The sequence below is a fragment of the Micromonospora sp. SL1-18 genome, from assembly GCF_047921505.1.
Classification (GTDB): domain Bacteria; phylum Actinomycetota; class Actinomycetes; order Mycobacteriales; family Micromonosporaceae; genus Micromonospora.
The window spans coordinates 1-13,839 of the sequence record NZ_JBLROA010000070.1 but is presented as its reverse complement, the minus strand read 5'-3'; the positions used below and the strand labels follow the sequence as shown (position 1 = coordinate 13,839).

Genomic DNA, 13,839 nt, shown 5'->3' with positions numbered 1-13,839 from the left:
CGCGCTGGACGCCGGCGCGCAGATGATCGCTCAGCCCAGCGCGGCCAGCAGCTCCGCAGCGTCCTTCTGGTCCGGGGACTCGATCTGCCGGAACAGGATCAGCGCCCGGCTGGCGTACGTCCGGGCGCCCTTCCGATCGGTGCTGCACAGGCAGCGGGCCATCCCGTCCAGCGCCCGGGCCTGCTCGTAGCGGAGGCCCAGCTTGGTGGCGTCCTGGAGCACACGGCGGTGCAGGTCGAGCGCACTGGGCGAGTCGCCCTGCTCAAGGAGGGCGCGGGCCAGCAGGTTGCGTGACGCGCACTGGCCGCTCGGGTCACCGACCCCGATCATCGCGAGCAACGCCTCCCGGTGCCGGAGCGCTGCCTCCCCGGGCCGTCCTGCCCGGCGCTCCATCACCCCGATCTCGTTGAGCACCTCACCCTCGCCGAAGCGGTTGTGGTCCCTGCGCTTGAGGAGCAATGCCAGCCGCAACAGCCGCCGGGCCGGCCCCAGATCACCCATCCGGTGCCGGATCATCCCGAGGTGCCCGAGGGCGTGGGCCGACAGGCGCAGGTCACGGTCCTGCCGGGCCAGCAGCAGGTGGTGCCGGGCCACGCGCAGCGCCTCCCCGTACCAGCCGAGGTGCAACAGGGCGACCGAGAGGTTGTTGAAGAGGCCGCCCAGCAACGTGACCTCGTCCGGATACCGGATCATCCGCACGCCGAGTCGGATACGCTCCACGGCCCGGCGATACTCGTCGCCACTGATGTACGGGCCGCCCAGGTTGGCCAGGGTGTTCCGCATTTCCCGCCGCAGGCCGAGCCGGCGGTACCGGTCGAGGACGGCCTCCATCAGGCGGATCGCCTCGGAAGACCGCGCCAGCCGGTAGTGGGCCGACGCGAGGTAGTTCATGGTTATCGCCACCGCCTCGTCGTCGCGCAACGTCTCCGCGGCGCGCAGGGCGATGTTGTGCGTCTCGATCAGCTCGTCGAGATGACCCCCGTCGAAATACGCCCGCCAGCACGCCCGGGTCAGTTGCCAGCAGTGCCGCAGGAAGCCCTCGGCCTCCGCGAGCCGGACCAGGGCGGTCAGGGTCGCCTGGTTCTCGTCGAACCAGCCGCGGCCCTCGTCCACGGTGGCCTCGACCAGGTCAGGTCGGGCCTGCGGAGGGAAACGGTAGAGGTCTTCGCTGCGCCCCACCTCGATCGTCCGGGCGATCGAGGCCGCCACGTGCAGGTGGTGATCGAGCAGCCGCTCCACGCCGGCCCGGCGCTCGTCGGCCCGCTCCGGTGCCGCCAGCAGCCCTCGGGCGTACTCCCGCAGCAGGTCGTGCAGCCGGTACCGGCCCGGCTCCACCTCCTCCGCCAGATGCGCGTCAACGAGTTCGTCGAGCGGGTCACGCACGTCGGGCAGGGGCAGCTCGATGAGCGCGGCGGCCACCCTGTTGTCGAACCGGACGCCCGGATGCAGCCCGAGCAGGCGGAACAGCCGCTGCGCCGGAGGCGAGACCTGGGCGTACGACAGGGCGAAGGCTTGCCCCACCGAGCGCCCGCCGGCCGCGAGTTCGGCCAACGGGTCCCGCCCGGCGGCCAGCCGCTCGGCCAGGTCGGCGATCCGCCAGCGGGGCCGGTGCGCCAGGCGGGCACCGGCCAGGCGGATCGCCAGCGGCAGGTACCCGCACCGGCGGACCACCTCGGCGGCGGCCGGCGGCTCGGCGGCCACCCGCTCCCGGCCGGCGACCCGCGCGAGCAGCTCGACCGCCTCGTCCGGATCGAGCACCGGCAACGACGACGGCCGCCCGTCGTCGAGCCCGACCAGGCGTCGGCGACTGGTGATCAGGACCAGGTTGTCCGGCCCGTTGGGCAGCAGTGGTGCCACCTGCGCGGTGCTGGCCGCGTTGTCCAGCACCACCAAGGCGCGCCGGTTGGCCAGCTCGGTACGCCACATCGCCAGCCGGTCGTCCGGGTCGAGCGGCACCCGCTCGGCCGGCACGCCGAACTGCCGGAGCAGCGTGGCCACCGCCGCCGCCGGGGCCAGCGGGCTGCGCTCGCTGTGCCCATGTAGGTCGATAAAGAGGTGCGCGTCGGGGTAGCGGTCGCCGAGGGCGACCGCCACGTGCACGGCGAGGGTGGTCTTGCCGCTGCCGGCCATCCCGTCGATGAGCTGGATCCGGGCCCCGTCCTCCTCGATCCCCCGCACGAGCCGGGCCACCGTCTGCTGCCGCCCGGTGAAGTCGCTGATCGCGCGGGGCAGCGAGCGGACCGGCATGCCGGCACTGCTCTCCGAGCCGCCCAACGCCAAGTCACCGGCGAGCACCCGCTGGTGCAGCTCCTGCAACGCCGTACCGGGCTCGATGCCCAGCTCCTCGGCGTAGATGCGGCGGCCCTCCCGGTAGACGGCGAGCGCGTCCGCCTGCCGGCCGACCGCGGCGAGGGCGAGCATGAGCTGGCCGCGTAGCCGCTCCCGCAGCGGATTCCGTTCGACGCTCTCGGTCAGCTCGTCGATCAGGTCGCCCGCTTGGTGCAACCGCAGTTCGACGTCGACGCACTCCTCCAGCGCGGCGAGTCGCTGCTCGTCGAGGGCCTGCGCCCGGCGCCGTACCCGCCGGTTGGCGATCCCGCTCAGCGCCGGGCCACGCCAGAGGGCCAGCGCGGCCCGGTAGTGCCGCCGCGCCTCGGCGGGCTGGCCGGCGGCCACCGCGGCCCGGCCGGCCTCGACGGCGCGGGCGAAGACCTCCGCGTCCAGGTCGGCCGGGGCGACCCGGATGCTGTAGCCGACCGGGTCGGTGACGATGGCCTCCGGTGGCAGCCCGAGCTTGGCGAGTCGCTGTCGCAGTCGTGACACGCAGATCTGCAGCTGGGTCCGGGCGGTGGCCGGTGGCCGCTCCTCCCAGACCGCGTCGACCAGGTCCTCGACGGGCACCACCCGTCCGGGACGCAGCAGCAGCATGGCGAGCACTGTTCGGTCCCGTCCCGCCGTGACCGTGGCCTCGCCACCACCCACCCGCAGAGGTCCCAGGATCCCGAACCGCATCTACTCCCCGCGCGCCTTCCTGTGCGACTTCCAGGAGCGTAGCCCGACCACCACGGATCGCCACGCGCGGACGATAGCGATCTGATAGCGGATCGACAGCACCAGCCCCGAGACTCGTCCCGGGTTGCCGGTGACGGCATCCGACGGGGGCGGTGCGCCCACCGGGAATCCCCCCCTCCCGGTTGGGCGCACCGACGTCGATTGGACGGCAAGCGGGTACGGAGTGCCCGAACGTCCCGTACCCGCGCCGTCGCCCACCCGTTCCTCCTCGATCTGCCGACGCGGTCGCTCCCGGGGACCGAAAGTCGGGCGCGCCCACGTACTCATCTACTTAAGATTATGTGGATCCTTTCGCACCCTTCGGAGGCTTTCACCTTGGACGACAACGGGGGCTCCACCAGAGTGTCCACCGCACGCACTCGGCGTATACCAAGCCGGCTCCTCACCACGGGCCTCGCGGCCCTGCTAACCACGGCGGGCACCCTGGCGGTCACCGGCCAGCCGGCGTGGGCCCTGGAGACCTACGTCCGGCCGATCGAGGTGGCCTGGACGGACAACGCCCAGCCCACCCGCTCCTTCCCGGCCGAGGACGGCAGCCTCCCGGTCGGCACCTGGCAGACCGCCTCGGGCGACAAGCACACGTCCCGGGCGTACTTCACCTTCGACCTCACCCGCTACCAAGGGCAGCGGATCATCAGCGCCCGGGCGTTCACCGGCGAGCGGTCGGTCAACAACTGCGACAAGCCGCGGGAGCTCCAGCTCTGGCTGACCGAGAACCCGACCAGCGCACCCACCTGGAAGAACGCGCCCACGGCCGTCGAGAAGATTGCCGACCTCAGCGTGCTCGGCCCGGCGTGCCCGGCGCGGTACCTGTCCACGATGATCACCGATGCGATGAGCAAGGCGGTCGCGGCCAAACAGGACAAGATCACCTTCATGCTCCGTATCGGCTAGCACGAGGACGGCGTCCACTGGGGTCGACGGGTGGACACGCTCGGCGTCTCCCTGGAGCACAACAGGGCGCCGAACGTCCCCGGCAAGCTCAGTGCCGGCGGCCTCATGTGCCGGGACGACCTGTTCATCGGTACGACCCGGCCGGAGTTCCAGGCCGAGGTGACCGACCCGGACGTCAACGAGACCGGCGGCAACGACCAGCTGAAGGCGACCTTCGCCTGGTGGCCGGTGGACCGGCCTACCGAACGGACCGAGTTCGAGTCCTCGTACCCGATGCCCTCGGGGTCCCGGTTCCGGTACTCGGTGCCGGACGGGGCGATGGTGCACGGGGGCAGCTACGCGTTCAGCGTCCGCGCCACCGACCAGGACGGCGACACCTCGGACTGGTCGCCGGAGTGCCGGTTCACCGTCGACACCCGGGTGCCGGCAGCGCCATACGTGACCTCGGCGGACTACCCGGCTGCGCCATACGATCCGACGGACTTCGGCCCGGGCATCCCCGGGAAGTTCACCTTCTCCGCCAACGGCTCGGATGACGTGGTGAGCTACACGTACTGGGGTTTCGACGGCTCCGGAACGGCCGACGCCGACGCCCTCGGCGGTTCGGCGACGGTGAGCTACACCCCGAAGCGGGCCGGCTACCAGCGCCTTGAAGTGCAAAGCATCGACCGGACCGGCAACCACTCTGCCACCACCATGTACGAGTTCTACGTCCGGCAGACCGCCCCGCAGGTAACCGACGCGAATCCGAACGGCATGATCGGCCAGCCCCGCGAGCTGACCTTCCACCCGGGTATGGCGAACGTGGTCGAGTACACCTGGCAGCTCAACGACGGCCCGGAGCACACCGTGCCGGCCGACGCGGAGGGGCAGGCCACGGCTGCCGTTACGCCCACCACCGAATGGAACACCCTGCGCGTCCGCAGCCGTACCCGGGACGGCCTGCCCTCCGGTGAGGCGCGCTACAACTTCTACGTCCGAACCGAGCCCCTGGTGAGCTCGGACCAGTGGCCGCTGGACGGAACGGTCGGCGCACCGGCCGGCACCAAAGGCAGCTTCGTGTTCAAGCCGGGGATGGACGGCGTCGCCGAATACGTCTACTCCATCGACTGGGGCGAGCCGGTGACCGTCCCGGCCGGTGCGGACGGCAGCGCGACGGTCAGCTACACCCCGGAGTCGGCGTACTGGCACACGATCCAGGTGTTCAGCCGGACCGCCGACGGCGTCGAGTCGGCCACCGCCGATCTGTCGTTCGAGGTGGCCTCGCTCGCGCCGACCGTCGAGTCCACGGTCTACCCGCAGAACGCGACCGGCGGCGGCCCGGGGGTGACGGGTACCTTCACCTTCCGGCCGCACGAGGGGAGCACGGGGATCACCTCGTACGTCTACACGTTCCGGGGAGAGCCGGAGCGCACCGTAGCGGCGGGGCCGGACGGCACCGCCAGCATCGAATGGACGCCGACCGGCACCTTTGACGACGGGTGGGGCGGCTGGAACGAACTGCAGGTGCGGGCGCGTACGGCCACCGGGGCCACCACCGACCCCGACTTCTACTCGTTCCGGGTGGATCCGCTGAGCCCGATGGTCTCCTCGGACGTCTTTGTCTGGGGCGGCAACGCCAAGGTCGGTCAGACCGGTGATTTCGTCTTCACCGCCCAGCTTCCCGGCACCACCGAGTTCGTCTACTCGTTCGACGGGGGCTCGGAGCTGATCGTGGCGGCCGACGCGGCCGGCACGGCCCGGGTGAGTTGGACCGCCTCGTCGCCCTACGGCCACGACCTGAGGGTTCGCAGCCGCACCGCGACCGGGGTCACCTCAGGGTGGGCGTACTACAACATCTGGATTGACCGGGACTGATCCGGAACATGGAAAAGGGCGCCGGGATTTCCCGGCGCCCTTTTCGCGTACGTCAGGGTCAGCGTCGGCCGACGGTGAGCACCGGCTTGGTGACCTCGGCGAAGAAGTCGTTGCCCTTGTCGTCGACGACGATGAAGGCGGGGAAGTCCTCCACCTCGATCTTCCAGACCGCCTCCATGCCCAGCTCGGCGTATTCGAGCACCTCGACGTGCTTGATGCAGTCCTGCGCGAGCCGGGCGGCCGGGCCGCCGATCGAGCCGAGGTAGAAGCCGCCGTGCTGCTGGCAGGAGCGGGTGACCTGGGCGGAGCGGTTGCCCTTGGCCAGCATCACCATCGAACCACCGGCCGCCTGGAACTTCTCCACGTACGCGTCCATCCGGCCGGCGGTGGTCGGGCCGAACGAGCCGGAGGCGTAGCCCTCGGGGGTCTTGGCCGGCCCGGCGTAGTAGACGGCGTGATCGCGCAGGTACTGCGGCATCGGCTCGCCCGCGTCCAGCCGCTCGGCGATCTTGGCGTGCGCGATGTCCCGGGCCACGACGAGCGGGCCGGTCAGCGACAGCCGGGTCTTCACCGGGTACTTCGACAGTTCGGCGCGGATCTCGTCCATCGGCCGGTTCAGGTCGACCCGGAGCACCTCCGACGAGTCGAGCTGCGCCTCGGTGACGTCCGGCAGGTAGCGCGCCGGGTCGGTCTCCAGCCGCTCCAGCCACACGCCCGACGGGGTGATCTTCGCGACGGCCTGGCGGTCGGCGGAGCAGGAGACGGCGATCGCCACCGGGCAGGAGGCGCCGTGCCGGGGCAGCCGGACCACCCGTACGTCGTGGCAGAAGTAGCGGCCGCCGAACTGCGCGCCGATGCCGAAGTTGCGGGTCAGCTCCAGCACCTCGGCCTCCAGCTCCAGGTCGCGGAAGCCGTGCGCGCTCATCGAGCCCTGCGTCGGCAGCGCGTCTAGGTACTTCGCCGAGGCGTACTTGGCGGTCTTCAGGGCGTACTCGGCGGAGGTGCCGCCGATGACGATGGCCAGGTGGTACGGCGGGCAGGCCGAGGTGCCGATCAGCCGCAGCTTCTCCTCCAGGAACTGCATCATCCGCGTCGGGTTCAGCAGCGCCTTGGTCTCCTGGTAGAGGTACGACTTGTTGGCCGAGCCGCCGCCCTTGGCCATGAAGAGGAACTTGTACGCGTCCGGGTGCCCGTCCGGGTCCTCGGCGTAGAGCTCCACCTGCGCCGGCAGGTTGCTGCCGGTGTTCCGCTCCTCCCACATGGTCAGCGGGGCGAGCTGGGAATAGCGCAGGTTCAGCCGGGTGTACGCCTGGTAGACGCCGCGCGAGATGGCCTCGGCGTCGGTGCCGTCGGTGAGCACGTGCCGGCCGCGCTTGCCCATCACGATCGCGGTGCCGGTGTCCTGGCACATCGGCAGCACGCCACCCGCGGCGATGTTGGCGTTGCGCAGCAGGTCGAGCGCGACGAACCGGTCATTCGGCGAGGCCGCCGGATCGTCGATGATCGACCGGAGCTGGGCCAGGTGCGCCGGGCGCAGGAAGTGGGCGATGTCGTGCATCGCCTCGGCGGTCAGCGCGGTCAGCGCGGAGGGCTCCACGGTGAGGAATCGACGGCCACCCGGGCCGTTGACGACGTCGACGCCCTCGTCGGTGACCAGGCGATATTCGGTCTGGTCGGGACCGGTCGGCAGCAAGGGGGCGTACGAGAACGCGGCGGCACTGCTCATGACGAAAGAGCCTAGGGCAGAGGCGTCGATCGGTGACACCCGACGGGTCGTCCTGGGACCCCGCTCTCACCCACCGTTGCTGCAGAGTTCCCGCTTCGGTCCGCAGCTGCCCTGGTCCGACGGGGGCAGGTAGCTGCCGTCCGGATTCGGCCCGGCGGCTCCGCCCTCGGTGGGCGGTGGCGCGACCGAGGTGGCGGCGCCCCAGCGGACGTAGCCGATCTCCCGCCCCTCACCGATGATCATGCCGTTCGGACCGACCGCCAGGGCGTTCGCCGAGGTGCGCAGCACCACCAGTTCCCGCCCGGTGCGCGGCTGGACCGCGATCAGCCGGGACGGCTTCTCCTCGGTGATCACCGCCGCGTACGGGGTGAGCGCCGCGCCGCTCTTCCCGCCGGCCGGCCGGGTCCACCGGTTACGGTCAACCGACAGCTCCCGCCCGATGACGGAGCGCTTGTCGGCGCTGCGCACCAGCGCGTACCGGTCGTCGACGGCGAGCAGCTTCTGCCCGTTCTCTCCGACCTGGAGCAGCCGGCCGTCGTACCCGTCGATCACCGCCTCGCGGCCGTCCGGGGCGACCCCGATCAGCACGTTCCGGGCGCCCAGCGGGTCCTCCCGCTGCACGCAGCCGGCGTAGTCCGCGGTCCGCAGGTTCACCCCGGCCCGCTTCCACACCTCCCGACCCGTGGCCGGGTCGACGGCGGAGATGACGAAGTAGCAGCTGCCGTCCTGTGAGGTGGCGCTGATCCGCAGCAGCCGGCCGCCAACCACCGCCAGCCGCTCGTCGCGGCCGGGCTGGACGTTCTGGAGCACCTGGCCGGTGGCGGTGTCCACCACGTTCACCCGCCCGTCCACCGGGAAGCCGAGCAGCGGCGGGGCCGCCTCCGGCCCGGCCACCCCGCTGTCGATGCGTGCGGCGCCCAGCCGCCGGGTGCCGAGCAGTTCCGGGTTGTCGGCGAGCATCCCGGTGTGCACGCCGGGCAGGAACGCGGTCCACAACGGCTTCGTGCCGCGCGGCTCCCAGGCGTTCAGCGTGCAGTCGGTCGCCTGCACACAGCGCGCGTCGAGGAGGAGATCGCGGTACGTCCAGACCGCCACCGCCTCATTGTCGCGGCGGCGCACCGCGCCGGTGGTCGGGTCGAGCAGCTCGTACCCCTTGACCAGGAGCTTGCCCACGGCGACGACCGGGTCCCGGTCGCCGCCGGCGACCGCCGCCCAGTCCGCCTTGCGCTCCCAGAGCTGCGTGCCGGTGGCGAGGCTGCGCGCCTCGACCCGGGTACGCTGCTCGACGATCACGGTGTCGCCGGCGATGGTGACGCTCTTCGGCGTGCCGCCGATTCGCTGTTGCCAGACCACGTCCGGCTCGGAGATCGGCTCGCTCCGGTCGATCCACTCCCACATCCCGGGGAACGGGTTCCACACGCCGGTGGCGGCGAGCACGACCACGGTGATGAGCCCCAGCAGCAACCAGCCGCGTACGCCAAGGCCCTTCACACCGCACACGGTAGCGACGATCACCGCCGCGCCGAGCCCGCGCGCGTGCGTGTCGCGCCGCTTTCTCCGCCCGGCGGCGTGTTAGAGGGCGCTGCTCTGCCAGCGGCGTCAGGGATTCCCGTGGGCCGCGGAGCGGACCAGGGGAAGGACGCGGTACGGAATCTGCTCCGCCAGCGCGATGATCGTCGAAGCCCGCCGGATCCCCTCGAAGGCGACGATCTGGTCGATCACGCGCTGGAGGTCGGTGTTCGACCGGGCCACGATGCGGCAGAGCAGGTCGCTGGAGCCGGTGATGGTGTGCGCCTCCAGCACCTCCGGGATCGCGGCCAGGTGCGCGGTGACCGGGTCGTGGCCGTGCCGCTGGCTGATCTCCAGGGTCACGAAGCTGGTCACCCCGAAGCCGATGGCGGCCGGTGAGATGTCCGGCCCGAAGCCGTGGATCACCCCCCGGTCGACCAGCTTGTCGAGCCGGGCCTGGACGGTGCCCCGGGCCACCTTGAGCCGGCGGGAGCACTCCAGCACCCCGATCCGCGGCTCCTCGGCCAGCAACGTGAGCAGTCGCGCATCCAGCTCGTCCAGCTGTACATCCTGACCAGCGTTCATGGGGTTTCACTTTACCAAATGCACAACCTGACCAGCATATTCACGAAGTGTTGCTCAACCAGCGGCGGGACGGCGATCCTCGCCACATCAGCACAGCTACGGCGGCCCAAAAGGCCGGCCGGTACGCAAGGGAGGCCACCATGACCCAGGCGATCGACCGACCCGAGTCGACCGAGGAGGTCGACGTCGACGCCCTCGTCGGCGCCGTCGACCACGACTTCACCCGGGACCCGTTCCCGGTCAAGGGGCTCGACCACGTGCACTTCCTGGTGGGCAACGCCAAGCAGGCCGCCCACTACTACTCCACCGCGTTCGGCATGACCTGTGTGGCGTACCGGGGCCCGGAGCAGGGCTACCGGGACCACGCCCAGTACGTGCTGACCAGCGGCTCGGCCCGGTTCGTGCTGACCGGCGCGGTCCGCCCCGACGCCGAGGGCGCCGAGCACGTGGCCAAGCACAGCGACGGCGTCTCCGACATCGCGCTGGAGGTGCCGGACGTGGACGCCGCGTACGCGCACGCCACCGCCCAGGGCGCGACCGGCCTGGTCGAGCCGCACGACGTCACCGACGAGCACGGCAGCGTCCGGCTGGCGGCCATCGCCGCGTACGGCGACACCCGGCACACCCTCATCGACCGGTCCCGCTACACCGGCCCGTTCCTGCCCGGCTTCGTGGCCCGCGGGCCGATCGTGGACCGGCAGCCGATGATCGACGCCGGCCTCCAGCCGAAGCGCTTCTTCCAGGCCGTCGACCACGTGGTCGGCAACGTGGAACTCGGCAGGATGGACGAGTGGGTCGAGTTCTACAAGCGGGTCATGGGCTTCAGCAACATGGCCGAGTTCATCGGTGACGACATCGCGACGGACTACTCCGCCCTGATGAGCAAGGTGGTCGCGAACGGCACCCGCAAGGTGAAGTTCCCGCTGAACGAGCCGGCCGTCGCCCGCAAGAAGTCGCAGATCGACGAGTACCTGGAGTTCTACCAGGGCGCGGGTGCCCAGCACATCGCCGTCGCCACCAACGACATCCTGGCCAGCGTCGACGCCATGCGCGCCGCCGGAGTCGACTTCCTGGACACCCCGGACTCGTACTACGACGACCCGGAGCTGCGCGCCCGGATCGGCGAGGTGCGGGTGCCGATCGAGGAGTTGAAGGCCCGCAAGATCCTGGTCGACCGGGACGAGGATGGCTACCTGCTGCAGATCTTCACCAAGCCGGTGCAGGACCGACCGACCGTCTTCTTCGAGCTGATCGAGCGGCACGGCTCCCTCGGCTTCGGCAAGGGCAACTTCAAGGCCCTGTTCGAGGCGATCGAGCGGGAGCAGGAGAAGCGCGGCAACCTGTAACACTGTCCGCGTGACCCAGCCTCCCCCGAACCCGACGCCGCCGCCCGCCGGCCCTCCGCCCGCGGGCGGCGGCTTCGCGCCGCCCACCGGCCCGCCGGGGTACGCCCCGCCGCCGCAGCGCACACCGCCCACGTACGGGCTGCCGGGCTACCCGCCACCGCCCCCGGGGTACGCCCCGCACCCTGGCTTCGTGCCGCCGACCCTGGCCCCGAACGGGCAGCCGCTGGCTGGCTTCGGCGACCGGCTTCTGGCCTGGCTGATCGACACCGCAGTGGCGGCCGTGGTGACGATGGTGCTCTTCACGCCCTTCTTCTTCTGGATCTTCTTCCGGATCGTCAGCGACCTGCCCCCGGCTGGCCCGAACGGAACTCCCGGGCCTGACCCGGCGAGCATCTGGACCGATCTCTTCCTGCCTCTGCTGCTCGCCGACGCCGCAATCGTGCTGCTGTTGTTCGTCTTCTACTGGATCTACCACGTCGAGTACGCCCGCCGGACCGGGCAGACGCTCGGCAAGAAGGTGATGAAGCTCCGGATCGTCCCGGTCGACCCGGCCGCCACGCTGACCCGGGGTGTGCTGGGCAAGCGCTACCTGGTCGAGTTCGTCGCCGGCTCGCTGGTGCCCTTCCTCAGCTACGCCGACGGCTTCTGGCAGCTCTGGGACAAGCCCTGGCAGCAGTGCCTGCACGACAAGTTCGCCGGCACGGTCGTCGTTAAGGTTGCACCGTGAGCGTGAGGAGTGAGCCGGGTTTGCGAGCCCCGCAATCGCGAACTGAGGTAGCACCGTGAGCGTGAAACCCGGCTGGTACGTCGACCCCGCCGACCCCGAGACCCGACGGTACTGGGACGGCGAGGGCTGGATCGGCGCGCCGATACCCGTCGGCGACACCCCGCCCGAGGGTCCCCCGCCACCCGAGCCGGCTCCCGCCACCGCGCCGTCGGTCGCCGCCGCGCCGGCGACGACCGCCGCCGGGCCACATCCGGACCAACCGGGGCAACCGGGGCAACCTCACCCCGGGGCGCCGGCCGGCGGTCAGTGGCCGGGGTACCCGCCCGCGCCAGGTCGCCCGCAGGGGCCGCCGCCCGGCTGGCCGCACCCGACCGGGCCGGGGCGACTGCCCATGCCGCGCCCGCACGGGCTGCCGCTCGCCTCGTACGGCGCCCGGCTGGTCGCCCGCCTGATCGACCTCGGCATGCTGTTGCTGCTCAATGCGGCGGTGAACGGGTGGTTCATCTGGCGCCTCCTCGGCGAGTTGGCCGCCCCGTGGCACGAGTACTTGCGCCGGGTCAACACGGGGGACATCCGGAACCCCGAGCCGCTGCCGTCGCCCGGCGAGCACGCCGGAGGGCTCCTGATCGCCATCCTGGTGATCGCCACCGCACTCTGGTTCGCGTACGAGGTGCCCGCGATGGCCGCCCGCGGTCAGACCCTGGGCAAGCGGATGATGGGGGTTCGCGCCCTGCCGGTCGAGGCCGACCAGCCGCTCGGCTTCGGCCGGGCCACCGGGCGGTGGAGCACCCTCGGCATGCCCACCCTGCTCTGGTTCTGCTGTGGCCTGGGGCTGGTGCTCCAGTTCGTCGACGTGGTCTCCGCGCTCTTCGATCAGCCGCTACGCCAGGCGCTGCACGACAAGCGTGCGCAGACCGTGGTGGTGCAGCTGCCCCGCACCAGGCCCGACACCCGTACCGCCCCGCGCGACCGCGCCAATCCCCCGGGAGACACGCCATGACCGAAACCGGACGTCACCAGCCTCCGCTGCGGCTGACCCGCGCCGACCTGGACGCGCTGCCCAACTACGTGCCCGGGCGCAGCCCCGCCGACCTGGCCCGCGAGCTCGGCCTGCCGGAGGCGATCAAGCTGGCCAGCAACGAGGTCCCCTACGGCCCGCTGCCCGGCGTGGTGGAGGCCGTCGGCGAGGCGGTGGCCGGCTCGCACCGTTACCCGGACATGGGCGTGGTGGCGCTGCGCCAAGCCCTCGCCGAGCGGTACGGCGTGGACGCCGACCGGATCGCCACCGGCTGCGGTTCGGTGGCGCTGGCCGAGCACCTGGTCCGGGCCACCTGCCTCCCCGGCGACGAGCTGCTCTACTCGTGGCGATCGTTCGAGGCGTACCCGATCATCGCGGCGACCAGCGGCGCGACCAGCGTGCAGGTACCGAACGACGCCGCCCACGGCCACGACCTGGCCTCGATGGCGGCGGCGGTGACCGACCGGACCCGGATGATCCTGGTCTGCAACCCGAACAACCCGACCGGCACCGCCGTCCGCAAGGCGGAACTGGACCGTTTCCTCGACGCGGTGCCGGACGACGTGCTCGTGGTGATCGACGAGGCGTACCGGGAGTTCGTCACCGACCCCGAGGTGCCGGACGCGCTCGGCTACCTGGACCGACCGAACGTGGCGGTGTTGCGCACCCTCTCCAAGGCGTGGGGGCTGGCCGGCCTGCGGGTCGGTTGGCTGGCCGCCGATCCGGCGGTGGCCGCCGCCGTGCGCAAGGTCGTCACGCCGTTCTCCACCAGCATGGCCGCCCAGGCCGGCGCGCTGGCCGCACTGGCGCAGGCCGACGAGGTCGAGCGGCGCTGCGCGCTGGTCGTCGCCGAACGCGACCGGGTCACCGAGGCGATGCGCAAGCTCGTCCCGGACGTGCCGTCCAGCCAGGCCAACTTCGTCTGGCTGCCGCTCGGCGAGCGGGCCCTCGAGTTCGGCAAGACGTGCGAGGCGCGCGGCGTGATCGTCCGGCCGTTCCCCCGCGACGGGGTCCGGGTCACCATCGGCACCCCGGCCGAGAACGACGCCTTCCTCGCCGCCGCCGAGGCCGCCCTGACCTGAGCGTAAGGAGGGGCCCCCTATTA

10 protein-coding genes are annotated in these 13,839 nt (G+C 71.6%); 6 read left to right on the top strand and 4 right to left on the bottom strand.

The genetic code is table 11. The features are described from left to right. Positions 1-30: 30 nt before the first annotated feature. Positions 31-3,012, bottom strand: a complete 2,982-nt coding sequence (locus ACNAW0_RS25345) for a BTAD domain-containing putative transcriptional regulator (protein WP_416290512.1) — start codon at positions 3,010-3,012, stop codon at positions 31-33. Between the two features lie 375 nt (positions 3,013-3,387). Here ACNAW0_RS25345 and ACNAW0_RS25340 point away from each other — a divergent pair, with 375 nt between their 5' ends. After that, entirely contained in the window at positions 3,388-3,966 is a 579-nt protein-coding gene (locus ACNAW0_RS25340) for a DNRLRE domain-containing protein (protein ID WP_416290511.1), read from the top strand. A gap of 30 nt (positions 3,967-3,996) precedes the next feature. Next, a complete protein-coding gene (locus tag ACNAW0_RS25335; RefSeq protein WP_416290510.1) occupies positions 3,997-5,823 on the top strand; it encodes a hypothetical protein in 1,827 nt (608 codons plus the stop codon). Between the two features lie 58 nt (positions 5,824-5,881). On the opposite strand, the gene ACNAW0_RS25330 is transcribed toward ACNAW0_RS25335, so the two are convergent. The 3 genes from ACNAW0_RS25330 to ACNAW0_RS25320 all read right to left on the bottom strand — a co-directional run bounded on the left by ACNAW0_RS25330 (position 5,882) and on the right by ACNAW0_RS25320 (position 9,643). Next, positions 5,882-7,549, bottom strand: a complete 1,668-nt coding sequence (locus ACNAW0_RS25330; RefSeq protein WP_416290509.1) for a fumarate hydratase — start codon at positions 7,547-7,549, stop codon at positions 5,882-5,884. A 66-nt stretch (positions 7,550-7,615) separates the two neighbouring features. Further along, the gene (locus tag ACNAW0_RS25325) at positions 7,616-8,998 is read right to left on the bottom strand and encodes a hypothetical protein (RefSeq protein ID WP_416290535.1); all 1,383 of its coding nucleotides are present in this window, start codon (positions 8,996-8,998) and stop codon (positions 7,616-7,618) included. A gap of 150 nt (positions 8,999-9,148) precedes the next feature. Further along, positions 9,149-9,643: an Lrp/AsnC family transcriptional regulator gene (locus ACNAW0_RS25320; protein ID WP_416290508.1), complete on the bottom strand. Its 495-nt coding sequence runs from the start codon at positions 9,641-9,643 to the stop codon at positions 9,149-9,151. 140 nt (positions 9,644-9,783) lie between these two features. Here ACNAW0_RS25320 and hppD point away from each other — a divergent pair, with 140 nt between their 5' ends. The 4 genes from hppD to hisC are packed head-to-tail and all read left to right on the top strand — an operon-like array spanning position 9,784 to position 13,816. Next, positions 9,784-10,989 (top strand): 4-hydroxyphenylpyruvate dioxygenase, encoded by a 1,206-nt coding sequence (gene hppD / locus ACNAW0_RS25315; protein WP_416290507.1) that lies wholly within the window; start codon positions 9,784-9,786, stop codon positions 10,987-10,989. A 10-nt stretch (positions 10,990-10,999) separates the two neighbouring features. Continuing rightward, positions 11,000-11,716 carry an RDD family protein gene (locus tag ACNAW0_RS25310; protein WP_416290506.1) on the top strand — a complete coding sequence of 239 codons (717 nt, stop codon included), beginning with the start codon at positions 11,000-11,002 and terminating at the stop codon, positions 11,714-11,716. 55 nt (positions 11,717-11,771) lie between these two features. Further along, positions 11,772-12,716: an RDD family protein gene (locus ACNAW0_RS25305; RefSeq protein ID WP_416290505.1), complete on the top strand. Its 945-nt coding sequence runs from the start codon at positions 11,772-11,774 to the stop codon at positions 12,714-12,716. Beyond that, positions 12,713-13,816, top strand: coding sequence for a histidinol-phosphate transaminase (gene hisC, locus ACNAW0_RS25300; protein WP_416290504.1), 1,104 nt, complete (start codon positions 12,713-12,715; stop codon positions 13,814-13,816). Before ACNAW0_RS25305 ends, hisC begins: the two co-directional genes overlap by 4 nt. Positions 13,817-13,839: the final 23 nt, after the last annotated feature.

Bases quoted from the DNA above. Each gene is read 5' to 3' on its own strand.
- ACNAW0_RS25345 (WP_416290512.1), bottom strand. From the start codon at position 3,012: ATGCGGTTCGGGATCCTGGGACCTCTGCGGGTGGGTGGTGGCGAGGCC.
- ACNAW0_RS25330 (WP_416290509.1), bottom strand. From the start codon at position 7,549: ATGAGCAGTGCCGCCGCGTTCTCGTACGCCCCCTTGCTGCCGACCGGT.
- ACNAW0_RS25320 (WP_416290508.1), bottom strand. From the start codon at position 9,643: ATGAACGCTGGTCAGGATGTACAGCTGGACGAGCTGGATGCGCGACTG.
- hppD (WP_416290507.1), top strand. From the start codon at position 9,784: ATGACCCAGGCGATCGACCGACCCGAGTCGACCGAGGAGGTCGACGTC.
- hisC (WP_416290504.1), top strand. From the start codon at position 12,713: ATGACCGAAACCGGACGTCACCAGCCTCCGCTGCGGCTGACCCGCGCC.